Origin of the sequence: Mesorhizobium sp. B2-6-4 (genome assembly GCF_006441495.1) — a bacterium.
Taxonomy (GTDB): domain Bacteria; phylum Pseudomonadota; class Alphaproteobacteria; order Rhizobiales; family Rhizobiaceae; genus Mesorhizobium.
In genome coordinates, this window is sequence record NZ_VFUE01000021.1 from 47,740 (window position 1) to 72,305 (window position 24,566).

Annotated in this window: 26 protein-coding genes; 10 read left to right on the forward strand and 16 right to left on the reverse strand. The window is 63.1% G+C overall.

What is annotated here, in order from left to right:
- Window positions 1-5: 5 nt before the first annotated feature.
- The 7 genes from FJ426_RS24910 to FJ426_RS24945 form a co-directional block, all read right to left on the reverse strand.
- The gene (locus FJ426_RS24910; RefSeq protein WP_140561778.1) at window positions 6-2,561 is read right to left on the reverse strand and encodes a PAS domain-containing sensor histidine kinase; all 2,556 of its coding nucleotides are present in this window, start codon (window positions 2,559-2,561) and stop codon (window positions 6-8) included.
- A 187-nt stretch (window positions 2,562-2,748) separates the two neighbouring features.
- A complete protein-coding gene (gene ahcY / locus FJ426_RS24915; protein WP_140517752.1) occupies window positions 2,749-4,149 on the reverse strand; it encodes an adenosylhomocysteinase in 1,401 nt (466 codons plus the stop codon).
- 173 nt (window positions 4,150-4,322) lie between these two features.
- Window positions 4,323-4,619: an HPr family phosphocarrier protein gene (locus FJ426_RS24920; protein WP_140491179.1), complete on the reverse strand. Its 297-nt coding sequence runs from the start codon at window positions 4,617-4,619 to the stop codon at window positions 4,323-4,325.
- Window positions 4,616-5,017, reverse strand: coding sequence for a PTS sugar transporter subunit IIA (locus FJ426_RS24925; protein WP_027032585.1), 402 nt, complete (start codon window positions 5,015-5,017; stop codon window positions 4,616-4,618). The genes FJ426_RS24920 and FJ426_RS24925 overlap by 4 nt, the downstream gene beginning before the upstream one ends.
- Window positions 5,018-5,181: 164 nt before the next feature.
- Complete coding sequence (locus tag FJ426_RS24935; protein WP_140491183.1) at window positions 5,182-5,628, reverse strand: HPr kinase/phosphorylase; 447 nt, start codon at window positions 5,626-5,628, stop codon at window positions 5,182-5,184.
- 210 nt (window positions 5,629-5,838) lie between these two features.
- The gene (locus tag FJ426_RS24940; RefSeq protein ID WP_140491185.1) at window positions 5,839-7,623 is read right to left on the reverse strand and encodes a sensor histidine kinase; all 1,785 of its coding nucleotides are present in this window, start codon (window positions 7,621-7,623) and stop codon (window positions 5,839-5,841) included.
- Window positions 7,624-7,766: 143 nt separating this feature from the next.
- A complete protein-coding gene (locus tag FJ426_RS24945) occupies window positions 7,767-8,468 on the reverse strand; it encodes a response regulator transcription factor (protein ID WP_010912942.1) in 702 nt (233 codons plus the stop codon).
- A 342-nt stretch (window positions 8,469-8,810) separates the two neighbouring features.
- Here FJ426_RS24945 and FJ426_RS24950 point away from each other — a divergent pair, with 342 nt between their 5' ends.
- The 5 genes from FJ426_RS24950 (at window position 8,811) to FJ426_RS24970 (ending at window position 13,522) form a co-directional block, all read left to right on the forward strand.
- Window positions 8,811-10,421 (forward strand): phosphoenolpyruvate carboxykinase, encoded by a 1,611-nt coding sequence (locus FJ426_RS24950; RefSeq protein WP_140561776.1) that lies wholly within the window; start codon window positions 8,811-8,813, stop codon window positions 10,419-10,421.
- Between the two features lie 84 nt (window positions 10,422-10,505).
- Window positions 10,506-10,943 carry an alternative ribosome rescue aminoacyl-tRNA hydrolase ArfB gene (arfB, locus tag FJ426_RS24955; RefSeq protein WP_140491189.1) on the forward strand — a complete coding sequence of 146 codons (438 nt, stop codon included), beginning with the start codon at window positions 10,506-10,508 and terminating at the stop codon, window positions 10,941-10,943.
- A gap of 89 nt (window positions 10,944-11,032) precedes the next feature.
- Window positions 11,033-11,506 carry a peptidoglycan-binding protein LysM gene (gene lysM, locus FJ426_RS24960; RefSeq protein ID WP_140491191.1) on the forward strand — a complete coding sequence of 158 codons (474 nt, stop codon included), beginning with the start codon at window positions 11,033-11,035 and terminating at the stop codon, window positions 11,504-11,506.
- A 103-nt stretch (window positions 11,507-11,609) separates the two neighbouring features.
- Entirely contained in the window at window positions 11,610-12,248 is a 639-nt protein-coding gene (locus tag FJ426_RS24965; RefSeq protein WP_140561774.1) for an alpha-ketoglutarate-dependent dioxygenase AlkB, read from the forward strand.
- A 53-nt stretch (window positions 12,249-12,301) separates the two neighbouring features.
- Complete coding sequence (locus tag FJ426_RS24970; RefSeq protein WP_140561771.1) at window positions 12,302-13,522, forward strand: glycosyltransferase family 87 protein; 1,221 nt, start codon at window positions 12,302-12,304, stop codon at window positions 13,520-13,522.
- A 14-nt stretch (window positions 13,523-13,536) separates the two neighbouring features.
- Here FJ426_RS24970 and FJ426_RS24975 read toward each other — a convergent pair whose 3' ends face one another.
- The 6 genes from FJ426_RS24975 to hisA form a co-directional block, all read right to left on the reverse strand.
- A complete protein-coding gene (locus tag FJ426_RS24975; RefSeq protein ID WP_140561769.1) occupies window positions 13,537-15,138 on the reverse strand; it encodes a hypothetical protein in 1,602 nt (533 codons plus the stop codon).
- A gap of 94 nt (window positions 15,139-15,232) precedes the next feature.
- A complete protein-coding gene (gene coaA / locus FJ426_RS24980) occupies window positions 15,233-16,192 on the reverse strand; it encodes a type I pantothenate kinase (RefSeq protein WP_140491197.1) in 960 nt (319 codons plus the stop codon).
- A gap of 23 nt (window positions 16,193-16,215) precedes the next feature.
- On the reverse strand, window positions 16,216-16,539 hold the full coding sequence (locus FJ426_RS24985; protein ID WP_140524106.1) for a phosphoribosyl-ATP diphosphatase: 324 nt from the start codon (window positions 16,537-16,539) through the stop codon (window positions 16,216-16,218).
- A 33-nt stretch (window positions 16,540-16,572) separates the two neighbouring features.
- Window positions 16,573-17,367, reverse strand: a complete 795-nt coding sequence (hisF, locus tag FJ426_RS24990; RefSeq protein WP_181168538.1) for an imidazole glycerol phosphate synthase subunit HisF — start codon at window positions 17,365-17,367, stop codon at window positions 16,573-16,575.
- Entirely contained in the window at window positions 17,364-18,200 is an 837-nt protein-coding gene (locus FJ426_RS24995; RefSeq protein ID WP_140561765.1) for an arginase family protein, read from the reverse strand. Before FJ426_RS24995 ends, hisF begins: the two co-directional genes overlap by 4 nt.
- Window positions 18,197-18,946, reverse strand: coding sequence for a 1-(5-phosphoribosyl)-5-[(5-phosphoribosylamino)methylideneamino]imidazole-4-carboxamide isomerase (gene hisA, locus FJ426_RS25000; RefSeq protein WP_140561762.1), 750 nt, complete (start codon window positions 18,944-18,946; stop codon window positions 18,197-18,199). The genes FJ426_RS24995 and hisA overlap by 4 nt, the downstream gene beginning before the upstream one ends.
- Window positions 18,947-19,207: 261 nt before the next feature.
- Here hisA and FJ426_RS25005 point away from each other — a divergent pair, with 261 nt between their 5' ends.
- On the forward strand, window positions 19,208-19,501 hold the full coding sequence (locus tag FJ426_RS25005; protein WP_140561760.1) for a hypothetical protein: 294 nt from the start codon (window positions 19,208-19,210) through the stop codon (window positions 19,499-19,501).
- On the opposite strand, the gene hisH is transcribed toward FJ426_RS25005, so the two are convergent.
- The 3 genes from hisH to hisB are packed head-to-tail and all read right to left on the reverse strand — an operon-like array spanning window position 19,485 to window position 21,216.
- A complete protein-coding gene (gene hisH / locus FJ426_RS25010; RefSeq protein WP_140561757.1) occupies window positions 19,485-20,135 on the reverse strand; it encodes an imidazole glycerol phosphate synthase subunit HisH in 651 nt (216 codons plus the stop codon). The two genes, FJ426_RS25005 and hisH, sit on opposite strands and share 17 nt — an antisense overlap.
- A 1-nt stretch (window position 20,136) precedes the next feature.
- Complete coding sequence (locus FJ426_RS25015) at window positions 20,137-20,613, reverse strand: DUF2628 domain-containing protein (protein ID WP_140524116.1); 477 nt, start codon at window positions 20,611-20,613, stop codon at window positions 20,137-20,139.
- A 3-nt stretch (window positions 20,614-20,616) separates the two neighbouring features.
- On the reverse strand, window positions 20,617-21,216 hold the full coding sequence (gene hisB / locus FJ426_RS25020) for an imidazoleglycerol-phosphate dehydratase HisB (RefSeq protein ID WP_140524117.1): 600 nt from the start codon (window positions 21,214-21,216) through the stop codon (window positions 20,617-20,619).
- 213 nt (window positions 21,217-21,429) lie between these two features.
- On the opposite strand from hisB, the gene hslV reads away from it, so the two are divergent.
- The 4 genes from hslV (at window position 21,430) to hslU (ending at window position 24,507) form a co-directional block, all read left to right on the forward strand.
- Window positions 21,430-21,981 carry an ATP-dependent protease subunit HslV gene (gene hslV / locus FJ426_RS25025; RefSeq protein ID WP_140524119.1) on the forward strand — a complete coding sequence of 184 codons (552 nt, stop codon included), beginning with the start codon at window positions 21,430-21,432 and terminating at the stop codon, window positions 21,979-21,981.
- A gap of 74 nt (window positions 21,982-22,055) precedes the next feature.
- Window positions 22,056-22,589 (forward strand): GNAT family N-acetyltransferase, encoded by a 534-nt coding sequence (locus FJ426_RS25030; protein ID WP_140825553.1) that lies wholly within the window; start codon window positions 22,056-22,058, stop codon window positions 22,587-22,589.
- A gap of 3 nt (window positions 22,590-22,592) precedes the next feature.
- A complete protein-coding gene (locus FJ426_RS25035; protein ID WP_140491219.1) occupies window positions 22,593-23,192 on the forward strand; it encodes a DUF2585 domain-containing protein in 600 nt (199 codons plus the stop codon).
- Window positions 23,193-23,196: 4 nt separating this feature from the next.
- Window positions 23,197-24,507, forward strand: a complete 1,311-nt coding sequence (gene hslU / locus FJ426_RS25040) for an ATP-dependent protease ATPase subunit HslU (RefSeq protein WP_140517738.1) — start codon at window positions 23,197-23,199, stop codon at window positions 24,505-24,507.
- Window positions 24,508-24,566: the final 59 nt, after the last annotated feature.

Consider the following 24,566-nt stretch of genomic DNA (forward strand, 5'->3'; position numbering starts at 1 on the left):
GTGCGCTACTCGGCCGCGGCGCGGATGCCCGGCATGTCGGGAAAGGTGCAGATGACGGTCGTGCCCTTGTTCTTACCGGTTTCGATGCGGACGCTGCCGCCATGCAGCTCGACGAAGCTCTTGACGATCGACAGTCCGAGCCCGGCGCCGCGCCGGCGGCCGCCATTGGCGCGCGGCTCGAAGCGGCGGAACACCGAGTCAAGCACGTCGGGCGGCATGCCGGGTCCATCGTCATGGACCGAGAATTCCACACCGTCCGCCAACTGACGGCAGGCGAGCCGGATGGCGCTGGCCTCCGGCGCGTAGTTGGCGGCGTTGCTGAGCAGGTTGTAGAGGATCTGGCGGATGCGGATTTCGTCGCCGTGGAAGGTCTTCGGCGCCGCCGCGGCATCGACCTCGAGCCTGATTGAATGCTCTTCCAGCCGGTCGGCAACCAGCTCGGCGGCGGCGGCGATCGTGCGGTCGACATGGACCTCGGAAATGTCGAGCTGCATGATGCCGGCATCGACCGTGGCAAGGTCGAGTATGTCGTTGACGATGGTCAAAAGCACCGAGGACGACGAGCCGACATGCTCGACATATTCGCGCTGCTTCTGCGTCAGCGGACCGGTGACCGGCAGCGACAGCAGTTCGGTGAAGCCGATGATGTTGGTCAGCGGCGAGCGCAGTTCGTAGGACACGTGCTGGACGAATTCGTTCTTGAGCTGGTCGGATTTCTCCAGCGCCTCGTTCTTGTCCTTGAGCGCGCGTTCGACACGGACGCTGTCGGTAACGTCGACGAAGGTCATCATCACCTGCCCGTTGGGCAGGGGGATCACGGCGTAGCGCAGCACGGTGCCGTTGTTGAGCTCGGTCTGACCGTGGCGGTCGCGGCGCTCGTCGTCGAAGCCGGTGATGGCGGCGACGAAGCCGCCCCACGGGCTGTCGATCGCTTGCAGGTCGCAAAGCTCACGGATTGCGGAAACATGGACATTGGGCCGGGCGGTTTCGGCGTCCAGGCCCCACAAAGTAGCAAATGCCGGGTTCGACAGACGCAGCCTGCCGTCGGGACCGAACACCGCCACGCCTTCGGCGAGGTTGTCGAGTGTTTCGCCCTGGACCCGCACCGCGGTGCGGTAGCGGCTTTCGAGGTCCATCTTCTCGGTCAGGTTCTCGAACACCCAGGTGACGCCGCCCTTGGGCTGCGGGTTGGCGACGACGCGGATGGTCTTGCCGTCGGGCAGGTGCCACCAATGCTCCTGCGATTCCACCGCGCGGTAGGCGCCGAGCAGGCCTTCCTTCCAGCGACGCCACTCCGGCTGCTCGGCGATCTTGCCCTCGCTGCGCAGCCGATCCAGCAGCAAAGCGTTATCGGGCGCGCTGTGCAGGAAGCCTGCATCGAGGCCCCAGAGCTTCTGGAAAGCCTGGTTGAAGAAGCGCAGCTTCTCGTCGGTGTCGAAGATCGCGACCGCCGTGTTGAGCTGGTCGAGCGTGTCGGCGTGGCTGCGCACGGTGCGCTCATATTCGCTGCGGATGGTTTCGATGGCGCTGGTGTCGCAGGCAAGTCCCGCCGAACCGTCGGCGCCGGCGAAATCGGTCACCGCGAAAACGCGGCGGTCGCCTTCGATCACCGTGGAAAGCGTCTGTTCGAAGACAGGATGGGACTTGTGCTGGGCAGCGATCGCTTCGCGCGCTTGGCCGCCGAGGAATTCCTTGGCGTCGCGGACAGCCATCTCCGCGCTTTCGGCCTCGACCGCTTCGGCATAGGCCCGGTTCACCCATCTCAGGCGGCCGTCCTCGCCGCGCAGCCATGCCGGCATCTTCAGCGCCTCGAGCAGGCCGATCATCGTATCATGGTCGGCGGCCAGCCGCTGGTTTTCGATCTTCAGCCGGGCCTGGCTGCGTTGCGTCTCGGAAAGGGAAACGAACCGCACCAGCACATGCGCCGCGCTCTTGCGGCCATGCACTTCCAGCGGAGCGCCGGTCTGCGTTTCGATGACGAGGTCGAAGGACACGGCTCTTTCGCGCAGCCCCGCGACGGCATGCTCGAGTGCCGCAGCCGAGCGCGGCATCAGCCAGCGGCCGAAGGCAAGGAAGGCGGCCCGCTCCTCGGGCGCGCCGCTTTCGACCGGCAGCGTGCCGATGAGCTCGGGTTTCTTGTTCTCCGAGGCCCAGACGACGACACGCTGGTCGCGCAAGTTGAGCAGCGCCTCCGAACGGCGCAGCGCCGCGTTGATGTCCGCGATGCGGCTCCTGAGCTCGACATTTTCGGCCGAGGTGCGCGCTCTCTCCCGGATCAGAACGATGGCCGACAGGAATGCCGCTCCCATCACTCCGACAAAGACGGCAAGCTGCACGACCTCGACCGTGCTCACCGATAGGCTTGCGGCCTCCGCACCAGCAGCCTGGGCGTGGGCCACCGTGCCGGCCAAAGGCCAGCCAAGTGCGGAGCCGGCAAGGAAAAGTCCGGCGCGCGCGCGCCATGAAGGGCGCCCGCCTCGCGTGGCGGTGCCGGTAATCCTCGAATCGTCATGGCCGCCGGAAACGGCCCGTCCCGCGCAAAGCGGGTTATCCCCCGGCATGTCTTGGTCCTCTTCGCCGCCTGAATGCAAGACCGCCCTGATGCGTACGCCGGTCCTCGTCCCCGGACCGCGAATCACAACAATAGCGCCTGCTGGAATCGGCGTGAAGAATCATTCGGCGCAAAAATAAAGCCGGGCGAAAAGTCAATCGCCCGGCGTCAATATCTGGTAGTAAATTCAGCTTTGGTTAATAGCGGTAGTGTTCCGGCTTGAACGGACCCTGCGGGGTCACGCCGATATAGGCTGCCTGTTCGCCCGATAGTTCGGTCAGGCGAGCGCCGAGCTTGTCGAGATGCAGGCGCGCGACCTTCTCGTCGAGATGCTTGGGCAGCACGTAGACCTGGTTCTGGTACTGCTCGCCCTTGGTGAATAGCTCGATCTGCGCCAGCACCTGGTTGGTGAAGGACGCCGACATGACGAAGCTCGGATGGCCGGTGGCGTTGCCGAGGTTGAGCAGGCGGCCTTCCGACAGCAAGATCATGCGCTTGCCATCGGGGAAGGTGATCATGTCGACCTGAGGCTTGACGTTGGTCCATTTCAGGTTGCGCAGCGATGCCACCTGGATCTCGTTGTCGAAGTGACCGATGTTGCCGACGATCACCATGTCCTTCATCGAACGCATGTGGTCGAGGGTGACGACATCCTTGTTGCCGGTGGTGGTGATGACGATGTCGGCGGTGGGTGCGGCATCTTCGAGCGTGACGACCTCGAAGCCGTCCATCGCCGCCTGCAGGGCGCAGATCGGATCGACCTCGGTGACCTTGACGCGGGCGCCGGCGCCCTTCAGCGAGGCGGACGAGCCCTTGCCGACGTCGCCATAGCCGCAGACGACGGCGACCTTGCCGGCCATCATGGTGTCGGTGCCGCGGCGGATGCCGTCGACCAGCGATTCCTTACAGCCATATTTATTGTCGAATTTCGACTTGGTGACGGAGTCGTTGACATTGATGGCCGGGAAAGGCAGCAAGCCCTTCTTCTGCAGCTGGTAGAGCCTGTTGACGCCGGTGGTCGTCTCTTCGGTGACGCCCCGGATCGCTTCCTTCTGCTTGGTGAAGAAGCCGGGCGAAGCCTTCATGCGCTTCTTGACCTGGGCATAGAAATATTCCTCCTCCTCGCTGTGCGGATTGGACAGCACGTCCTCGCCGGCCTCGGCGCGCGCGCCGATCAGGATGTACATGGTGGCGTCGCCGCCATCATCGAGGATCATGTTGGAGGTGCCGCCGTCGGCCCACTGGAAAATCCTGTCGGTGTAGTCCCAGTACTGCTCAAGCGTCTCGCCCTTGACGGCGAAGACCGGGATGCCGGCCTCGGCGATGGCAGCAGCCGCATGGTCCTGGGTCGAGAAGATGTTGCAGGAAGCCCAGCGTATATCGGCACCGAGCGCCTTCAGCGTCTCGATCAACACCGCGGTCTGGATGGTCATGTGCAGCGAGCCGGTGATGCGCGCGCCCTTGAGCGGCTTCTTGGAGCCGAATTCCTCGCGGCAGGCCATCAGGCCCGGCATTTCGGTTTCGGCGATCTCGATTTCCTTGCGGCCCCAGCCGGCAAGCGAGATGTCGGCGACCACATAGTCCTTGCTACCCGTCATGGCAGTGCTCCGATGCGAATTGTTACGCTATTGAATTGTTTGCGGATGCGCCCGCGCCGGCAGGCGCGTCGAAGGGCGCGAATTGCCCGCCTGACTAGCAGATCGGCGTCAAGACGACAATGGGATATAAAGAAATCTTTATCCCTGCATGTCTTTCGTATGGAGGTAAAGGATCAGCATTCCTCGCCGAAGCGGGACGCCACCAGCTGCTCCAGCGCATTCATGACCTCAAGCGCTTCGGGACCGCTGGCGGTGACGCGAATCGAATAGCCCGGACTTGCCGCCAGCATCATCAGGCCCATGATCGAGGTGCCGCCGACCTTGACGCCGTCCTTCTCGACGTGGACCGACGCGTTGTAGCCGCTGGCGAGCTGCACGAACTTGGCCGAGGCGCGCGCGTGCAGGCCGCGTTGATTGACGATCGGAAATTCGCGGACGATCTGGTCCTTTTCCGACGACATCGTGCTCATTTGCTGCTCAGGAGCTGGCTGGCGACATTGATGTATTTGCGCCCCGCCGCCTGCGCCTCGTCGAGGGCCGCCGCCATGTTGTCGCCCTTGCGGATCGAGGATAGCTTGATCAGCATCGGCAAATTCATGCCGGCGATGACTTCGGTGCGGCCGGACTCCATCACGGAAATGGCAAGGTTCGAAGGCGTGCCGCCGAACATGTCGGTCAACACGATCACGCCCGTCCCGGTGTCGACACGGGCAACGGCATCGACGATGTCGCGCCGGCGCTGCTCCATATCGTCGTCAGCCCCGATCGCCACGGTTTCGAAATTGTCTTGTGGCCCGACGACATGTTCCACGGCATGTCGGAACTCGGTGGCCAGTTGACCGTGCGTTACAAGCACGAGTCCGATCATTCTTTGGTGGCTCCCGTCATCGCCGCTTCACAGGCGCATTTTATGCTCGCCAGCCATTCCAGGCGGCGGGAGCGCTATCTTGTCGACGCGCGGCTCGTTGACAAGCCCAAAATTGCGCCGGCCCATGCCATTTTGACGCATTGCAGCAAAAAACCCCGGTCGCATCATAGAAAAGGCGCGATCGACAGATGCGCCATCACGGCGGGCAAGGCAGCGGCAATATTGCGTTCCGCCACGTCAATCCGCGGCACCAGGCAGCCGGCGATGTTGTCGTCGGCATCCTCCTGAAAGCGTGCCACTTCGCCGGCCGGCAAAAGCCTGACATGCAGATCGATGACGGCGCCCGCCTCAAACGGCACGGGTCGCGGACCACGCCCGGGCACCTCGACCAGGCCCTCGATCGCGGCGGGCGCGCGGCACACCAGCCGTCCCGCATGTGCCATGACGAAAAGCTGGTCGTCGCCGACGAGCCGTGAAAATAAGCCTCGCGGGTGGCAATGGTCAATGAGCGCCAGCGCCAGTGTCGTCTTGCCCGAACCGGATGCGCCGCTGACGAGAACGCCGCGCTCGCCGATCAGGATGGCCGTTGCGTGGATGTTTTCAGGCTGCATGAGCGTGCCCGCTTATGTATTTCGGAAATCCTGATCCAACCCCGTCATCCCGAGAATCTGCAGGCCTTTCAATAGTGTTCGCACCATAGTCCCGCTGTGCGGCGGATCCACGGGACAAGCCCGAGGATGACGGCCGTAAGGCCGCGATATCCGGGATCATTTTTGCATGAGGCATGATCTGATCCGAAAACCGGTTCCCACTTTTCGGGATCATGCTTCGGCCGGCAGCGTAACCACGAAGCGGGCGCCCTTGATCTCGCCTGGCTTGGTGCCGGGGATGTTCTCGGCGGTCAGCGTGCCGCCATGGGCCTCGACGATCTGCCTGGATATCGACAGGCCAAGGCCTGAATTCTGGCCGAACGCCTCGCCGGCGGGCCGGTCGGTGTAGAAACGTTCGAAGATGCGGTCGATGTTGTCGGCACGGATGCCGGGACCATTGTCATCGACGGTGAGGATGTTGAACTTGCCGGTGCGCGCCAGCGACAGGATGATGTGGCCGCGCTCCTCTGGCACGAAGGAGCGGGCGTTCTCGATCAGGTTGGTGATAACCTGGCCGATGCGCAGGTCGTGGCCGACGACGAAATAGCCCTTGACGCCCTGCGGCAGCTTGGCGACCCTGAGCTCGATCTCGACCGCCTTCTTGTTGCGCGTCGTTTCACGCGAGACGGCGACGAGGTCGGTGATGAACTTCTTCAGGTCCACGGTCCCCGCGTCATCCCGCGCCAGCTCGGCGTCGAGACGGGAGGCGTCCGAAATGTCGGTGATGAGGCGGTCCAGCCGCCTGACGTCGTGCTGGATGATCTCCATCAGCCGGCTGCGCGAATTGTCGTTCTTGGCGAGCGGCAAGGTCTCCACCGCGCTGCGCAGCGAGGTCAGCGGGTTCTTCAATTCATGGGAAACATCGGCGGCGAAGCTCTCGATCGCCTCGATGCGCGCATAGAGCGCGTTCGTCATGTCGCGCACGGCAATCGACAGATTGCCGATCTCGTCCTGCCGGTCGGAGAAATCAGGGATTTCCTCGCGGCTCTTGACGCCGCGCCGCACCCGCACGGCCGCCGCCGACAGCCGGCGCAGCGGATTGGCGATGGTGGAGGCCAGAAGCATCGACAGGATGGCGGTGACGAGCGCCGCGATGCCAAAGACGCGCAGGATCGCCTTGCGTTCGGCGGCGACGATCTTATCGATGTCGCCGCCTTCGGTCGACAGCATCAACACGCCGAGAACGGCGCGGAAGCGCTGGATCGGCACCGCGACGGAAACGATCTGCTCGCCCTGTTCGCTGATCCGGACGATGGTCGACGGGCTGCCGGTCAGCGCCTTGACCACTTCCGGGAAGGCGGCGCCATTGCCGCCCGGCTGCTCGTGATAGACCGGCAGATCGGTGTTGCGGAAGAAGTCGAAGATGAACTTCTGGATGCGTTCGACAAGGTCGGGCTCTTCCTCGTCGACCGGGGGCAGATCGTACCGAAGGATCTGCCCGCGCGAATAGAGATGGCGCGAATCGAGCAGCAAATTGGCGTCGCGGTCGTAGATGCGGGCGCGGGTGCGGGTCGGCGAGATCAGCCGGCGCAGCACCGGGGCGACGCGCTCGGGATTGATCGGGAAATCTAGATTGTCGAGCTGGTCGGAGCCCGGTCCCAGGCTTTCGCCGGCCTGCAGCTCAAGCAGCTTTTCCGGATCGATGCTGATCGAATCGGTCTCGACCGTCGCCGAGGCGGCGATCGCGCCGGCGATGATCTCGCCCTGGGTCATCAGGCTTTCGACGCGGGCGTCGATCAGCCCGTCGCGGAAGGTGTTGAGATAGAGAATGCCGGTGACCAGGACTGCGAGGCCGGCGAGATTGAGGAAGAGGATACGCCGCGTCAGGCTGGAAAAGATGTGATGGCCGAGGAAGCGGCGCATGGGCACGGTGAGCTTCGACAGGAACGCGGGCATGATGCGCGCCGGCCGCCTTGCAACGCCCGCCGATCTGCTCCGCTGTGCTTCCACTGCCATCGAACAGCAGTTCCCTGCTTAGTATTAGTGAGTAGCGGGTAGCGAATAGAGAAATGGTTGGCTGAGATCACGGCGATGCACGGGTGGCCGCTCGCACCATTCAAAACTGACTACCGACTATTCTCTATTGCCTACCCGCCTATTCACGCCTCGCGGAACCGGTATCCGACTCCGTAAAGGGTTTCGATCATCTCGAAGTCGTCGTCGACGGCCTTGAACTTCTTGCGCAGCCGCTTGATGTGGCTGTCGATGGTACGGTCGTCAACATAGACCTGCTCATCATAAGCCGAATCCATCAGCGCATCACGACTTTTTACGACGCCGGGGCGCTGTGCCAGCGAATGCAGGATCAGGAATTCGGTGACGGTGAGCGTCACCGGTTCGCCTTTCCAGGTGCAGGTGTGGCGTTCCTGGTCCATGACGAGCTGGCCGCGCTCGAGCGAGCGCGCCTGCTGGCTGGGCGCTTTTGCCGCGGCCTCACGGGCGCTGGCACGACGCAACACCGCGCGCACCCGCTCGACCAGCAAACGCTGCGAGAAGGGTTTGCGGATGAAGTCGTCGGCGCCCATCTTGAGGCCGAACAGCTCGTCGATCTCGTCGTCCTTGGAGGTCAGGAAGATGACCGGCAGGTCGGATTTCTGGCGCATCCGGCGCAAGAGTTCCATGCCGTCCATGCGCGGCATCTTGATGTCGAGGATGGCGAGATTCGGCGGGCGCGCCGCCAGGCCTTCCAGCGCGGACGCACCATCCGTGTAGGTTTCGACGCGATAGCCTTCCGATTCGAGGGCGATCGACACCGAGGTCAGAATGTTGCGGTCGTCATCGACAAGCGCGATTGTTGCCATTTCAAGCGGCTCCCTCATGAGCTGTCCCTTCTTTGGTAGAGAAGGGGCTTTTGCAGGACAAATTAGGTACAAAATGTGGCATAGGCCTTCGCCGCTGTCACGGGCGGCATGCCGGCGGCCACGATCGCACCTCGATATGGATTGGACGAACCAGCGCCGCCAATCCTTTGGCAACCACGAAACTTTTTGCACATATAAACGATTTAAACAACTTTCAAAATATTTAAATCGATTAATGATTTGATATCATTCGGCTTTTCTGGTTCTGACCATCTAAGCTCGCGTAGTGGGCGTGCCGGAAAGGCGCCGGCAAAGATGCGGCAAATCGGAGAAGGGTCACCTATGTCGGAAGTCGGCAAACGCAATCCTGCCTGCGCGATCGATCGTATCGGTCTCAGAACCTCTGGCCTGGTGCGCTACAATTTCGGGGCGGCCGCCCTCTACGAGGAATCGATCAGGCGCGGCGAAGCGCGGCTGACCGCGCACGGCGCGCTGGTCGCCGAAACAGGTCAGCACACCGGCCGTTCGCCCAAGGACAAGTTCGTCGTCCGCGACGGCGCCACCGAGAATGACATCTGGTGGGACAACAACAAGGCGATCTCGCCGGACCAGTTCGAGACGCTGCTCGAAGAGTTCCGGGCGCATGCCGCGGACAAGGATCTTTACGTGCAGGACCTGGTGGGCGGCGCAGACCATGAGCTGAAGCTGCCCACCAGGGTCATCACCGAGTTTGCCTGGCATTCGCTGTTCATCCGCAACCTGCTGATCCGTCCGAAAGCCGCGGAGCTCGACCATTTCGTGCCCGAGATGACGATCATCGACCTGCCCTCCTTCCGCGCCGACCCCGCCCGCCACGGCACCCGCACCGAAACCGTGATCGCCGTCGACCTCACCCGCAAGATCGTGCTGATCGGCGGCACCTCCTATGCCGGCGAGATGAAGAAATCGGTGTTCACGATGCTGAACTACCTGCTGCCGGCCAAGGGCGTGATGCCGATGCACTGCTCGGCCAATGAGGGCCCTGGCGGCGACGCCGCGATTTTCTTCGGCCTGTCGGGCACCGGCAAGACGACGCTGTCGGCCGATCCGTCGCGCACGCTGATCGGCGACGACGAGCACGGCTGGGGGCCGCACGGCATCTTCAATTTCGAAGGCGGCTGCTATGCCAAGACCATCAAGCTGTCGGCGGAAGCGGAGCCTGAGATCTTCGCCACCACGCAGCGCTTCGGCACGGTGCTGGAGAACGTCGTTCTCGACGCCCATGGCGTGCCGGATTTCGACGACGGCCGGCTCACCGAGAACACGCGCTGCGCCTATCCGCTCGACTTCATACCCAATGCCAGCAAGACGGGGCGCGCCGGCCATCCCCGGAACATCATCATGCTGACCGCCGACGCTTTCGGCGTGATGCCGCCGATCGCACGACTGACCCCGGCGCAGGCGATGTATCATTTCCTGTCCGGCTACACGGCCAAGGTGGCCGGAACGGAGAAGGGCGTGACCGAGCCCGAAGCGACGTTCTCGACCTGTTTCGGCGCGCCGTTCATGCCGCGCCATCCCTCGGAATATGGCAATCTGCTGCGCGAGCTGATCGCGCAGCACGGTGCCGATTGCTGGCTGGTCAACACCGGCTGGACTGGCGGCGCCTACGGCACAGGCAGGCGGATGCCGATCAAGGCGACGCGCGCGCTGCTTGCCGCGGCACTCGACGGCTCTCTGAAGACGACCGGTTTCCGTACCGACGCCAATTTCGGTTTCGAGGTGCCGGTGGCGGTGCCGGGCGTCGACGCCGCCATCCTCGACCCGCGATCAACCTGGGCCGACAAATCCGCTTATGACCGACAAGCGGCAAGGCTGGTCGGCATGTTCGCCATCAATTTCGAGAAGTTCGAAAGCCATGTCGACGCCTCCGTCCTCGGCGCGGCGCCGCACATGCAGGAAGCGGCGGAATAATCGCCCGCCAGGCTCAGCCATCCTCGCAAGGCCCGGTCCCGATCGGGCCTTTTCTTTTTTCGTGCGCCGCGCCATGACTGCGGCATGACGAGCGACGACACAATCATCATTGCCGACGATGCCGTGATCCATCCGGGTGATCTGCACGAGGATTTCATCCGCTCCTCCGGCCCCGGCGGGCAGAACGTCAACAAGGTGGCGACGGCGGTGCAGCTGCGCTTCGATGCACGCAACGCACCCGGCCTGTCGGAGCGCGTGCGCGAACGCACGATCAGGCTTGCCGGCCAGCGCGCCACCAAGGACGGCGTCATCGTCATCGAAGCCGGACGCTTCCGCACGCAGGAGCAGAACCGGGCGGATGCACGGGCGCGGCTGACGGCGCTGGTCGCCAAGGCGGCCGAGCCGCCACCGCCGCCGCGCAAGAAGACGAGACCGTCGAAAGGCGCGGTCGAACGGCGGCTGAAGAGCAAGGCCGGACGCGGCACCATCAAGAAACTGCGCGGCCGGGTAGAGAACGATTAAGCAACACACCAATCGCGCGCGTGAACCCGCTTTCAATTTCGCTTTGCAGATGCAAGGTTTACTCATTGCCACAGCAAGGAGACCTGGAGATGGGTATGTTCGATTTCGTCAAGAGCGTCGGCAAAAAGCTCGGCATAGGCGGTGACGAGGAAGCGGCACCCAGCGCCGATACGCTCAAGAAAGAACTCGATTCGCACAAGCTCGGTACCGACGGCGTGCAGGTCGTCGTCCAGGGCGACACGGCGGTGCTGAAGGGCGTGGTCAAGGACCAGTCGGTTTTCGAAAAGGCGGTCATCGCCGTCGGCAACACGCTAGGCGTCTCCAAGGTGCAGGCGGACGAGTTGCAGGTCGCGCCGGCCTCCGGTTCGGCGGCGGCCGCGGCCAAGGAACCGACCTTCTACACCGTCCAGAAGGGCGACAATCTCTGGAAGATCGCCGAGAAAAGCTATGGCAAGGGCAAGGGCGCCAAGAACACGGTCATCTTCGAGGCCAACAAGCCGATGCTGACCCATCCCGACAAGATCTATCCGGGGCAGGTCCTGCGCATTCCAGACCTCACCTGATCAAGGGAGACGCGAATTTTTCGGGAACGGCGGCTTTCGGGTCGCCGTTTTCATTTTCAGATGGCATGCTCGAACCGACGAAACGGAGCTAGCGACCGACCTCATGCTCGTTCTGCCCAAGGGCGTCCGCCACATGCCGGCCTATCTGTCCCGCGACGTGCAGGAGGCGCTGGTGGAGGATGTGAGAGGCATCGTCCAGCAGGCGCCGCTATTCGTGCCGGCCATGCCGCGCACCGGCAAGGAAATGAGCGTGCGCATGACCAATTGCGGCCCGCTCGGCTGGGTCACCGACAAGGAACGCGGCTATCGCTACCAGCCGACGCACCCCGTGACAGGGACGCCGTGGCCGCCGATCCCGGATCTGCTGATGCGGTTGTGGCGAGAGGTCTCGGCCTACCCGCATCCGCCGCAGGCATGCCTGGTCAATTTCTACGCGCCGGATGCGAAGATGGGCCTGCATCAGGACCGCGACGAGGAGGATTTCTCAGCACCCGTCGTCTCGGTCTCGCTGGGCGACGACTGCCTGTTCAGGGTCGGCCAGACGACGCGCGAGGGGGCGACCCGGTCGTTCCGGCTGAAGAGCGGCGACGTCGTCGTGCTCGGCGGCGAAGGACGCCTCTGCTTCCACGGCGTCGACCGCATCTATCCCTCGACCTCGGCGCTGCTGAAAAATGGCGGCAGGATCAATCTGACGCTGCGGCGGGTGACGAAGGCCGGAGAGCCAAGCATAAGCCGATCTTAACGCCCGGGCGCTATCAAGGCCGGCAAGATCGTGGGTCCGCAGAAATGATCGCAATGGCACCGGCCAATGAGACTGCCCCCAGCCGATCCGATCTGCGTTTCGCCGCGCTTGTGGTGTGCACCGGAATCCTGATCGGGCTGCGCTACCATCTTGCCTTGTGGACGTTCGACGCGCACGGCTTTTCCGAGCTTAGCGATAGACTGCCCTATTGGGACTTTACCAATCTGTGGGCCGGCGGCCGCATGGCGCTCGACGGTCATGTGGCATTCCTGTTCGATGTCGATAGCTATCGCGCGGCCCTGCGGCGGATGTTCTCGCCCGATCTTCCCAACCAGGAATGGAGTTATCCACCAAGCATCCTGGTATTCGGCACGCCGCTCGCCTTGCTGCCCATCTTACCGGCCTATCTCGCCTGGACGTTCGCCACGATCCTTTGCCTGTGGCTAGCGGTGCGGCCATTGAGGCTGGGGGCGGCTGCCGAGTTGGCCATCCTTGTGTGTCCGGCCGTCTTCATCAACGCAATCTTCGGCCAAAACGGTGCGCTGACAACCGCCTTGCTCATCAGTGGGCTGGTCGCGGCGCCGAAACAGCCGATCCTGGCCGGGTTTTTGTTCGGTCTGCTCACCGTCAAGCCGCATCTCGGCATACTGGTCCCGTTCTGTCTGCTGGCGAGCGGCAACTGGCGCGCCATTGCCGCAGCCGCCGTGTCATCGGCCGCGCTGTTCGCGGTAACCGGCGCCTGGTTCGGCTTCGATGTCTGGCGGCTGTTCTGGACCGAAACCCGTCCGCTGATGACAGCGATCCTGGAGGCGCCCTATCCCCAGCCCTACCAGTCCAACGCAGCGACGATGTTCTTCCTGGCGCGCTCATGCGGTTCGGGACTCGCGACGGCTTACGCAATGCAGGCCGTCGCGACGATCGCAGCCATCTCCGCCGCCATCTGGATCTGGCTGCCCCGACGGCAGGTCGAACATCGCGAGCGGGTCGTGCTCACCGCCGTGCTGGCGACGTTGGCGACGCCTTACGGCTACAGCTATGACACGATCGGCCTGGCGGTTGCCGTCGCTTATCTGTTCGCGACGCGCAGCACCATGCCGCGGATTCTTCTGGCGCTGGTCTGGCTGTACCCGACCGTTGCCCATCTGATAAACAATGCAGGGCTGGGCATCGGCGTACTAGTGCCGCTGTGCTTGTCGGCATGGATGCTCGCCGACATAAGGCGCCGCGAGCGCGATATCCTTGGTTCGGGCGTGTCGGGCAGCGGCATGCTGTAAAGCCGCGGCTTGCCCTAATCGCGCGTGGCTATATCGGCGCGGATGAGGACGGTCACAGATCGATTCTGATGCAGCAGGCGATAGTCGGACAACACTCTGGCGATCGCCGGATTGTCGTGCAGCGATGGCATCGGAGGCTGGTCCGTCAGGTCCAGCAAGACCGGCGTGTGCGGGCCGGCCGTTCCGTCGTCGACAACGATATCCGGGCGCTTCGCAGTGAGTTCGCCTGCGATTGAAAGTGCATATCTTTCTCTGAGGGCGGCCAAATCCTGCCGTATCGCGGCATCGCGCTTCAGCCTGATCAATATGCCCGCGTCATCGAACATCCAGCCGGACTGCTGCCGTGCCACGAAACGGGCGCCTGTCATGCGAGTGAGCGGGTTGGTTGCCTGCAGGCACGACGCGATCGACATTATGGTCGGGTGATCGACCGCGCGCAGGATCGCCGCTGTCGCGGCATCCAAATCGCGGCGCGACTGGGTGAAGGCCGTGCCATGCTGCAACGCCGTTAAAAGCACGATCGAAAATAGGCCGAGCGCCGCACCGGCCTTGACCGTTAGCGGCAGGCTTCGCAATGGTTTCAGCCTGACATATTGTAGCATCAAAGCCAGAATGCCGAGCGTTAGGAAGGGCACTGCCTGATAGGTCCAGCCCTTGCCCATGATAACAAAAGCCGGAACGTAGGCCGCCCCGGCCAAAAGCATAGTCCCGGCGTCGCGATCGGGCCGGCCGGGAGAGGCCATGGCCAGCGTGGCGACCGCCATGGCCACAAACATCGTGACTTGCCACAGCATCAGCACGTCAACCACCGGCATGCGCATCGGCAGATAGACCTGGCGCAGCAAGGGCATGACGTCCGTGAAGAAAGGCTGCATGAAGACAGCCAGTGTAGCCAAATAGGCGACGGTAAGAGCAGCGCCGATCAGGTTCTCGGCTGTCAGCAGCGGATGCAGTGAGCGCCGTTGCAGCGCGATGACCACGGCCGGCACCGCCAGGGGGAGCACGCTGTAAGGCGGTTTGATCATGACGAAGACACCGGCTCCGACACCGGCAATGATCCGCTCGGCCACGCTGCCGGCGCTGAAATCGACAGTTCTGTCGCGTGCGCGAAACAGGGCCAGCCACGGCAGCAAGGCGATGATGGCTATCTGTTCGCGCTCACCGAAATGGTCGGGAAACAGGAACAGCACGAAAAATACCGAGGCCGGCACGGTCCAGAGATGCCGTTTCAGCGTTTCGTTCGCCCGCGCCGCGATGCGAGCCGAAAACCAAACTGATGCGATCGCCAGCGCGGTCACGCCGATGCTCACCCAGAGTTCCGCCGAAAGCCCGGTTAGCCGCCCAAGCAGCACGAAAGGCAAATAGAGCCAGACGGAAAAGGCCGGATTGACCTCGATGATGTCGACCGAAAGGCGCGCGCCGTCGAGCACACGTTCGCCGATCACCAGCAGCCAGGACACGTCGACATTGCTAGGTATGACGAGGAACGAAACAATGACCGCATAAGTGGCAATCAGCAGCGTCGCGGCCACCGGCCAGCCGAGCCGAACGGCGTGTGCGGCCCTGACGGATTGCAAGCCGACCGGTTCGTCGGAAGCAGTGAATGGCGCGTCCATTTCAGCGGTCCTCACCACCAAAGCAGCAATCGAGCCAGACATGTAGCAAGCCAGCGGTTAAGAGCGTTCTAAAGCGCCTGTTGCGGCGCGCCAGCTAAAGCTTGCGCAGCGCCACTTCCTCGACGAGGTGGTCGGCGCCTTTGCGTAGGATCAAGTCGGCGCGGGCGCGTGTCGGCAGGATGTTTTCGCGCAGGTTCTTCAGGTTGATGTTGGTCCACAGGCCTTCGGCAATCGCCCGTGCCGAATCCTCCGACAGTTGCGAATAGCGATGGAAGAACGATTCCGGATTGCGGAAAGCGGTCTCGCGCAGCCGCATGAAGCGGGAAATGTACCATTCGTGGATCAGCTTCTCGTCGGCATCGATGTAGATGGCGAAGTCGAAGAAGTCGGACAGGAAAGGCACGATCTTGCCGTCCTGCGGCAGCTTGCCCGGCTGCAGCACATTGATGCCCTCGAAGATCAGGATGTCGGGCCGGTCGATGGTGACGAACTCGCCGGGGATGACGTCATAGGTGAGGTGCGAATAGACCGGCGCGCGGATATCCGGCAGCGCCGACTTGATGCCCGAGAGGAAGCGCAGCAGCGCGCCGACGTCGTAGCTGTCGGGAAAGCCCTTGCGCTCCATCAGGTTTTCGCGGCGCAGCACCTCGTTGGGCAACAGGAAACCGTCGGTGGTGATGAGATCGACCTTGGGGCTGGACGGCCAGCGCGCGAGCAGCTCCTTCAGCACGCGCGCCGTGGTCGATTTGCCGACCGCGACCGAACCGGCGATGCCGATGATGAAGGGCGTCTTGACCACGTCCGAGGCGTTGAAGAAAGCCTGGCGCTGCCGGAACAGCAGTTGGCTGGCCTCGACATGCGCCGACAGAAGCCGCGACAGCGACAGATAGATGCGCTTGACCTCTTCGAGATCGATTGGATCGTTCAGCGACCGCAGGCGGCGGAATTCATCCTCGCTCAGCGTCAGCGGCGTGTCGGCGCGGAATTGCGACCATTGCTCGGCCGAGAAGAAACGAAAAGGGGAATATTTCTCGGTCGGTGCGAGCTGATCCATCGAGATTCCTGCCCTCCTCGCGGTCAGCGCTTGGACCGTGACGCCTTCTCGGCGATACCCGAACGCCCGGTGCGGCTTTCGAGCTCCCTAAGCACGTCGTCCAACGGCACACCCGAAATGCCGAGAACGACGAGCCAATGATATATAAGATCGGCACTTTCCGAAACGAGCGCCTGTTTGTCGCCCTTGATGGCGGCAATCACCGTCTCGACCGCCTCTTCGCCGAGCTTCTGCGCCGCCTTCTCGATGCCGCGCGCGTAAAGCTTGGCGGTCCACGAGTCCGGATCGCCGGAATGGGCGCGTTCGCTGATGATTGTCTCCAGGTCGGAGAGTGAAAACTCAGTCATGGCGCCTTGGCCCTGTTTCTTAGCCGCAAGCCTCTAGGGCCGATCGCCCGAGGAGTCCAGCCGCATCGGCAGGCCGGCTTGCGCCATATGGGCCTTGGCCTCGGCGATCGTATAGGTACCGAAATGGAAGATGGAGGCCGCCAGCACGGCACCTGCATGACCGTCGCGAATGCCTTCGACCATATGGTCGAGCGTGCCGACACCGCCCGAAGCGATCACCGGGGCGCGCACCGCGTCCGATACCGCGCGGGTCAGCGCGATGTCGTAACCGGCCTTGGTGCCGTCGCGGTCCATCGAGGTCAACAGGATCTCGCCGGCACCGCGATCGACCATTTTCCGGGCGAATTCGATCGCATCCATGCCGGTTTTTTCCCGTCCGCCGTGGGTGAAGATCTCCCAGCGGTCGGCCTCGCCGGCGCCCGACACTTTCTTGGCGTCGATGGCGACAACGATGCACTGGTTGCCGAACTTGTCGGCGGCCTCGGCGACGAAATCCGGGTTCTTGACCGCCGCCGTGTTGATCGACACCTTGTCGGCGCCGGCCAGGAGCAATTTCCTGATATCGGCGACCTGGCGTACGCCGCCGCCGACGGTGAGCGGCATGAAGCATTGCTCGGCCGTGCGGGCGACGACATCGAAGATGGTCTCGCGATTGTCCGATGACGCGGTGATGTCGAGGAAGCAAAGCTCGTCGGCGCCGGCCGCGTCATAGGCCTTGGCGGCCTCGACCGGGTCGCCGGCATCGACGAGATCGACGAAGTTGACGCCCTTGACGACGCGGCCGCCCTTGACGTCGAGACAGGGGATGACGCGGGCTTTCAGCATCAGCGGCCTTCTATCGTGGCTATGAGATCGTTGAGCAGCTGCCCGACCAGCGGCGGCACATCGGCCTGCGCATCGAAAGCCGGATCGTAGGCGGAAACGGTGATGCCGACGATCGGCACCGCAAGCGCCATAGCGCAGGTCGCGTCGCGCAATTGTTCCGGGTTCGGCCCGCCCGGCGCTACATAGCGGTTGGCCTGCAGCGCCTCAGGGTCGTGCACGTCGAGATCGAGATGCAAGTGCACGCGTTTAGCGCCGGCGGCCTTGAGTTTTTCGGTTGCCGCTGCCGCTCCCGGACATTCCGTGCGGATCACCGGCAATGCCTCCAGAAGCTGTTTCTCGTCCGGGTCGAGATCGCGAGCGTTGACGAGCACGCAGCGCGACGGATCGATCGGCTGGAAGCCGGGAATTGCCGCCGCCATCGGGCGCCAGCACAGGCCAAGCACGGTGGCCAGCGCCATGCCGTCGAGAAAGCCATATGTGGATGTCTCGGGCGTGTTGAGGTCGCCATGCTGGTCGGCCCAGATGATCGCGTCCGCGCCCTCGCCGGCGACGGCGCCGGCTGATGTCAGGCAGTTTCCGGCGAGCACGATGGGAAAGCGTCCCCTGTCGCGGGCGATGCGGACCTCGCCAGAGACGGCGTTGCAGACGGCGAAGCCGGTGGCGATCTCGCGTTCCTGAATCTCGCCGACCCTGCCGATATCCTCGACCGCGACATCGTGGCCGGCCATGGTCAGGGCTTCGACCAGTCCGCCCGCAATCAGCGCGTCCGGCCCCTGCCCCATGCCGCCATGATAATGGCCGCTGTCATAGGAGGCCAGGATGATCGAGACTTTCAAGATCGCATCTCCACCGGGGGCGCGCCTTTCAGGATCGCCAATGCTTCGGCCGGATCGATGCGGCCGTCGTAAAGGGCGCGGCCGGAGATCGCGCCTTCGAGCTTTTGCGCGTCGGGCATGGTCATGCGCACGATGTCGGCGATCGAGGCGAGGCCTCCAGAGGCGATGACCGGGATCGACACGGCGTCGGCGAGGCTGATCGTGGCATCCCAGTTGATGCCGGTCAGCACGCCATCGCGGTCGATGTCGGTGTAGATGATGGCGGCGACGCCGGCGCCCTCGAATTTCCTGGCCAGTTCGACGACGCCGAGGCTCGACGCCTCGGCCCAGCCTTCGACCGCCACCTTGCCGCCCTTGGCGTCGATGCCGACGGCGACCTTGCCCGGAAAGGCCTTGCAGGCCTGCCTGACCAGGTCGGGATCGCGCACCGCAACTGTGCCGAGGATGACGCGGGCCAGCCCTCGGTCGAGCCAGTCCTCGATCTGCTCGAGCGTGCGGATGCCGCCGCCGAGCTGCACCGGGTTCTTGGTCGCCTTGAGGACGGCGCCGACCGCGGCGCTGTTGACGCTCTGACCCCGAAACGCGCCGTTAAGGTCGACGACATGCAGCCATTCGAAGCCCTGTTCTTCAAATGCCTTTGCCTGGGCGGCCGGGTCGTCGTTGTAGATGGTCGCGGTCGCCATGTCGCCGTGCTTAAGGCGCACGCACTGGCCATCCTTGAGGTCGATTGCCGGAAACAGGATCATTTTCTTGCACTTATCCCCAAAAAGAACAAAACTGGAACTGAGGATATGGTTGCGCGCTGGACTCTTTTAGGAGTCGTCCTTAAGAGTCGATTCGCCACATCAAAAAGCCGGGTTAGCGGCCCGGCTTTTTGAGCCTTCACCACTTGAAGTGCCGAAGGCGATAGGATTGTCCCTACAGGTGTGCAGATTGCACATCGCAGATTCTGCGTCAACATTCCTTCTTTGGCCGGCACTTCGTTTTTCCTCCCAAGGAGAAGAGTGATGGCTGTTGCCAATTTGGATGAAACGGAAGCAATCAAAGCCTGGGTGCTGCGTGCTTGCGAATGGAAGACCCGCAACATCGCAGCACGGTTTGATGTAGACCCCCGTCGTTTGTATGAAGTTTGGGAAGAACAGGAACATAAGGGAACTCGGTTCAAGGCAACTCGTCTCTTTAGCCGCCTGCTACCAAACATAGGTGTCGCGGGCAGATTTGAAGTCCACCGACCTCGCTATCAGCGAGTAGCCAAACCGGAAAATGGGCAGATGACATTGGAGTTTAGGGCTTCCACTTGAGGAAGTTAGTTATCAGAGCCAGGCCGAGCGCCTGGCTCTTCTCTGGGTGGAACTGCGTGCCGACGAGATTGTCGCGGGCGACGGTCGCCGTTACCGGGCCGCCATAGTCGGCGACCGCCAGCACCTCGTCGGGCTTGCGCGCATCGAGATGATAGGAATGGACGAAATAGGCGTGCAGACCGGTTGGCCCGGTGGGAATGCCGGAGAACAGCGGATGCTTGCGCATCAGCTCGATCGTGTTCCAGCCGATCTGCGGGATTTTGAGTGCCGGATCGGCCGGCGTGATCTCCTTCACGTCACCTGATATCCAGCCAAAGCCATCGGTGATCGTCTTTTCGAGGCCCCGCTGGGACATCAGCTGCATGCCGACGCAGATGCCGAGGAATGGACGCCCCTTGGCGATGGCGACTTCCTCGACAGCTTCCCACATGCCGGGGACGGCACGCAGTCCGGCGGCGCAATCGGCATAGGCGCCGACGCCGGGCAGCACGATGCGGTCGGCCGTGCGCACCCGCTCGGCGTCGGCCGTCAGATCAATGCCGGCGGCGATGCCCGCCTCGCGCGCCGCGCGCTCGAAGGCCTTGGTGGCCGAGCGCAAATTGCCCGAGCCGTAATCGATGATCGCAACGCGCATGTCAGCGTCTTCCCGGAATGTGGGTCAGCCCCAGCGCCATGCCCGGCTGCGCCGGGCGCGCCAGGGCGGCGTCCGGCACCATGCGCGGCACAGGCTCGGCTCCGTCCGCATGCCGCTCGGCCTCCAGGGCAAAGCGCGCATCGGCATCGTCGAGCCAACCGGCTTCGACCACCCCCCATTCACGCCAGCCGCGGCGGCGGAGCGCCGCGATGCGCAGCGCCTGCCCTTCCAAGCCGACATAGAGCGAGACAAGCAGGGACAGCAGCGAACCAGCCAACCCGAGACCGAGCCTTTCGCCAAGCATCGAAAGCACCGCCATGACAATGAAGGTGAGTGCCGCTTCGATCCACAGCCGATGCCAGGCGAACCACAGCGGCGGCACCAGCAGGCCGAGCCAGGTGAAGCCGTCGCGGACAAGCGCCGTCGCATCTGCCTTTTCGCCAGGGCCCGGCGGTTCCATCACCACATAGCTGGCCATGACCTATCCCTTCAACGATCCCTTGGTGGAGGGAACCGCGTCCGGCTGGCGCGGATCGCGCTCCAGTGCTGTCCGCAGCGCACGCGCCACCGCCTTGAAGCAGGTTTCGGCAATGTGGTGGTTGTTGGCGCCATAGTGATTGGTGACATGCAGCGTGATGCCGGCGTTCTGTGCCAGCGCCTGGAAGAACTCGCGCACGAGTTCGGTGTCGAAGGTGCCGATCTTGGGCGAGGAAAACGAAACGTTCCACACCAGGAAGGGACGGCCGGAGACATCGATTGCCGCGCGCGTCAGCGTCTCGTCCATGGCAAGATCGATCGAGGCATAGCGCATGATGCCGCGCCGCTCGCCCAGCGCCTTGGCCAGCGCCTGGCCGAGCGCGATGCCGGTGTCCTCGACCGTGTGGTGGTCGTCTATGTGCAGGTCGCCCTTGGCCCGAACGGTCATGTCGATCAGCGAATGGCGCGAAAGCTGGTCGAGCATATGATCGAAGAAGCCGACGCCGGTCACGATGTCCGATTTGCCGGAGCCGTCGACATGGACCGACACGGCAATGTCGGTTTCCTTGGTCTTGCGGCTGATTTCGGCGGAACGGGGCGACATGGCCTTGTCCTTGTCCGTGAGTTTAAGCGCTTCAGGCGTTCGCCTGCTTGAAAACGAAAGCCTTCTAGCAGCATGATCCGGCGATTGCCAGTTGCGATCCAGGCCGGTATCGAGCGTTTGCAATCACCGCCCCCATGCATACATATGGGCCGATCAAAGTCACTCGTACCGCGCCAATCGCCTTTTGAGGGATGGCGCGAATCGGAGCAGCAAATGTCCAATGAACTGACCATGCACGCCACGACCATCGTGACGGTGCGCAAGGGCAACAAGGTGGTGATCGCCGGCGACGGCCAGGTCAGCCTTGGCCAGACCATCATGAAGGGCAACGCGAGAAAGGTGCGCCGCATCGGCAAGGGCGGAAACGTGATCGCCGGTTTCGCCGGTGCCACGGCGGACGCCTTCACGCTTCTGGAGCGGCTCGAAGCCAAGCTCGAACAATATCCCGACCAGTTGACGCGCGCCTGCGTCGAACTCGCCAAGGACTGGCGCACCGACCGCTATCTGCGCCGGCTGGAAGCGATGATGCTGGTGGCCGACAAGTCGGTCTCGCTGGCGCTGACCGGCACCGGCGACGTGCTCGAACCCGAGCATGGCGTCATGGCCATCGGTTCAGGCGGCAACTATGCGCTGGCTGCGGCCCGCGCCTTGATGGACAGCGACAAGGATGCCGAGGAGATCGCGCGCAAGGCGATGCAGATCGCCTCCGACATCTGCGTCTACACCAACAACAATTTCGTCGTCGAAACACTCGATGCCGCCTGAACCAGGCCGGCGTCCATGATCCCGATCCGAAAGACCGCGCAAGCGAAAAATGGAGGCCGGCTTCGGAGAAGATCATGGAAAGACACGAACATAGCTACGATTTTCGGCCGGTGACCCAGAAGGACCTGCCGATGATCGCCGGCTGGCTCGCCGAACCGCATGTCGCTCAGTGGTGGGACGATCCAGAGACGGAAATCGCCGAGATTCGCGATCATATCGATTCGATTTCCGTCGAGCCGCTGATCGTGGAACTCGACGGCACGCCGATCGCTTACCTGCAAAGCTACGATCCACACCTGGAAGAAGACCACCCTTATGCCGACCAGCCGTTCGGGACGCTCGGCATCGACCTGTCGATCGGCCGGCCGGAACTGGTCGGCATCGGCCATGGCTCGGCGATGGTGCGCCAGTTCGTCGGGCAGTTGTTCGAGGAAGGCGTGCCGCGCGTCATCATCGATCCCGACCCATCCAATGGCCGCGCCATCCGCGCCTATGAAAAGGCGGGATTCCGCGCAATTGATCGCCGGCAATCCAGATATGGTGATGTCGTGCTGATGGCAATCGATGCGCACGAGACGCAAGCGGGCGACACGGAAGCGGGGAACTGACGGATGAACGCAGTTGGCGAGGACAGAACGCTCTCGGCCTATGAAGACAGCTGGCGGATGGGGCTTCTGCTCGTGCTCGCCCTGGTCATCTTCCAGGCTGGAGCCCTCTATGGCATGGGGCATCCGCCGATCTGCACCTGCGGCTATGTCAAGCTCTGGCACGGCGTGGTGAACAGTTCCGAGAATTCCCAGCATATATCGGACTGGTACACGTTCTCGCACATCATCCACGGCTTCCTGTTCTATGCGCTGGCCAGGTTCCTGTTTCCGCGTTCGCCGGTCGGCTTGCGGCTGGCTTTCGCCGTCTTCATAGAAGGCGGCTGGGAGCTGATCGAGAACAGCCCGTTCATCATAGAGCGCTACCGCGCCGGCACCATCTCGCTCGACTATTACGGCGACAGCATCATCAATTCGGTGTCGGACACGCTGGCCATGGTGCTGGGATTTGTGATGGCGCGAAGGCTACCTATATGGGTGATCGTCAGCCTCGCCATCCTTTTCGAACTGGGTACGGGCTACCTTATCCGGGACAATCTGACACTCAACGTGATCATGCTGCTGCATCCGTTCGAGGCCATCAAGCAGTGGCAAAGTGGAATTTAGTGATATGAGCACATTTTCTCCCCGCGAAATCGTTTCGGAACTCGACCGCTTCATCATTGGCCAGAAAGACGCCAAGCGTGCCGTGGCCATCGCCTTGCGCAACCGCTGGCGCCGCCAGCAGCTGGAAGGCCAGATGCGCGAAGAGGTGATGCCGAAGAACATTCTCATGATCGGGCCGACCGGCGTCGGCAAGACCGAGATCTCGCGCCGCCTGGCGCGGCTGGCCGGTGCGCCCTTCGTCAAGGTCGAGGCGACCAAATTCACCGAGGTCGGCTATGTCGGCCGCGATGTCGAGCAGATCGTGCGCGACCTCGTCGAGGTCGCCATCGGCCTGGTGCGCGAGAAGATGCGTGAGGACGTCAAGGCGCGCGCCCATGTCAACGCCGAGGAACGCGTGCTGGAGGCGCTGGTCGGCAAGACTGCCAGCCCTGCGACGCGCGATTCTTTCCGCAAGAAGCTGCGCGAGGGCGAACTCGACGACAAGGAGATCGAGATCGAAGTGGCCGACACCGGCAATGGCGGCATGCCCGGCTTCGAGATTCCCGGCATGCCGGGCGCCAATATCGGCGTGCTCAATATCAACGACATGCTGTCCAAGGCAATGGGCGGCAAGAAGACCAAATTGCGCAAGACGACGGTGAAGGAATCCTACGACCTGCTGGTCAACGACGAGTCCGACAAGCTGCTCGACCAGGACGAGGTGGTTCGCCGGGCGCTGGACGCCGCGGAAAATGACGGCATCGTCTTCCTCGACGAGATCGACAAGATTGCGGCCCGGTCGGACATCTCCGGCGGCCCTTCGCGCGAAGGCGTGCAGCGCGACTTGCTGCCGCTGGTCGAAGGCACCACGGTGGCGACCAAATATGGGCCGTTGAAGACCGATCACATCCTGTTCATCGCATCGGGTGCGTTCCACGTCTCGAAGCCGTCCGACCTTTTACCAGAGCTGCAGGGCCGCCTGCCGATCCGGGTCGAATTGCGCGCCCTGGAAAAGGAGGACTTCGTTCGTATCCTGACCGAGACGGAAGCGAGCCTCATCAAGCAGTATATCGCGCTGATGAAGACCGAAGGCGTCGACCTGACCTTCACCGACGACGCCATCGATTCGCTGGCCGGCATCGCCGTCGACCTCAACGCCAGCGTCGAGAACATCGGCGCGAGGCGTTTGCAGACGGTGATGGAGCGCGTGCTGGACGAGATCTCCTACGACGCGCCGGACCGCAACGGCACTGCGGTGACCATCGACGCCGCCTATGTGGAGAAACATGTCGGCGACTTGTCGAGGAACACCGATCTGTCGCGCTTCATTCTTTGAGCAGGCGCGCGCCGGATCGTTCCGGCGCCTGTCGGGCGAATGGATCATGTGTGGCCGGA

Bases quoted from the DNA above. Each gene is read 5' to 3' on its own strand.
- ahcY (WP_140517752.1), bottom strand. From the start codon at position 4,149: ATGACGGGTAGCAAGGACTATGTGGTCGCCGACATCTCGCTTGCCGGC.
- FJ426_RS24985 (WP_140524106.1), bottom strand. From the start codon at position 16,539: ATGACTGAGTTTTCACTCTCCGACCTGGAGACAATCATCAGCGAACGC.
- lysM (WP_140491191.1), top strand. From the start codon at position 11,033: ATGGGTATGTTCGATTTCGTCAAGAGCGTCGGCAAAAAGCTCGGCATA.
- FJ426_RS24910 (WP_140561778.1), bottom strand. From the start codon at position 2,561: ATGCCGGGGGATAACCCGCTTTGCGCGGGACGGGCCGTTTCCGGCGGC.
- FJ426_RS24940 (WP_140491185.1), bottom strand. From the start codon at position 7,623: ATGGCAGTGGAAGCACAGCGGAGCAGATCGGCGGGCGTTGCAAGGCGG.
- FJ426_RS25005 (WP_140561760.1), top strand. From the start codon at position 19,208: ATGGCTGTTGCCAATTTGGATGAAACGGAAGCAATCAAAGCCTGGGTG.
- FJ426_RS24970 (WP_140561771.1), top strand. From the start codon at position 12,302: ATGGCACCGGCCAATGAGACTGCCCCCAGCCGATCCGATCTGCGTTTC.
- FJ426_RS24925 (WP_027032585.1), bottom strand. From the start codon at position 5,017: ATGATCGGACTCGTGCTTGTAACGCACGGTCAACTGGCCACCGAGTTC.
- FJ426_RS25030 (WP_140825553.1), top strand. From the start codon at position 22,056: ATGGAAAGACACGAACATAGCTACGATTTTCGGCCGGTGACCCAGAAG.
- FJ426_RS24950 (WP_140561776.1), top strand. From the start codon at position 8,811: ATGTCGGAAGTCGGCAAACGCAATCCTGCCTGCGCGATCGATCGTATC.
- arfB (WP_140491189.1), top strand. From the start codon at position 10,506: ATGACGAGCGACGACACAATCATCATTGCCGACGATGCCGTGATCCAT.
- hisB (WP_140524117.1), bottom strand. From the start codon at position 21,216: ATGTCGCCCCGTTCCGCCGAAATCAGCCGCAAGACCAAGGAAACCGAC.
- FJ426_RS24920 (WP_140491179.1), bottom strand. From the start codon at position 4,619: ATGAGCACGATGTCGTCGGAAAAGGACCAGATCGTCCGCGAATTTCCG.
- hslU (WP_140517738.1), top strand. From the start codon at position 23,197: ATGAGCACATTTTCTCCCCGCGAAATCGTTTCGGAACTCGACCGCTTC.
- FJ426_RS25015 (WP_140524116.1), bottom strand. From the start codon at position 20,613: ATGGCCAGCTATGTGGTGATGGAACCGCCGGGCCCTGGCGAAAAGGCA.
- FJ426_RS24945 (WP_010912942.1), bottom strand. From the start codon at position 8,468: ATGGCAACAATCGCGCTTGTCGATGACGACCGCAACATTCTGACCTCG.
- coaA (WP_140491197.1), bottom strand. From the start codon at position 16,192: ATGGATCAGCTCGCACCGACCGAGAAATATTCCCCTTTTCGTTTCTTC.
- hisH (WP_140561757.1), bottom strand. From the start codon at position 20,135: ATGCGCGTTGCGATCATCGATTACGGCTCGGGCAATTTGCGCTCGGCC.
- FJ426_RS24975 (WP_140561769.1), bottom strand. From the start codon at position 15,138: ATGGACGCGCCATTCACTGCTTCCGACGAACCGGTCGGCTTGCAATCC.
- hisA (WP_140561762.1), bottom strand. From the start codon at position 18,946: ATGATCCTGTTTCCGGCAATCGACCTCAAGGATGGCCAGTGCGTGCGC.
- hslV (WP_140524119.1), top strand. From the start codon at position 21,430: ATGTCCAATGAACTGACCATGCACGCCACGACCATCGTGACGGTGCGC.
- FJ426_RS24965 (WP_140561774.1), top strand. From the start codon at position 11,610: ATGCTCGTTCTGCCCAAGGGCGTCCGCCACATGCCGGCCTATCTGTCC.
- FJ426_RS25035 (WP_140491219.1), top strand. From the start codon at position 22,593: ATGAACGCAGTTGGCGAGGACAGAACGCTCTCGGCCTATGAAGACAGC.
- FJ426_RS24935 (WP_140491183.1), bottom strand. From the start codon at position 5,628: ATGCAGCCTGAAAACATCCACGCAACGGCCATCCTGATCGGCGAGCGC.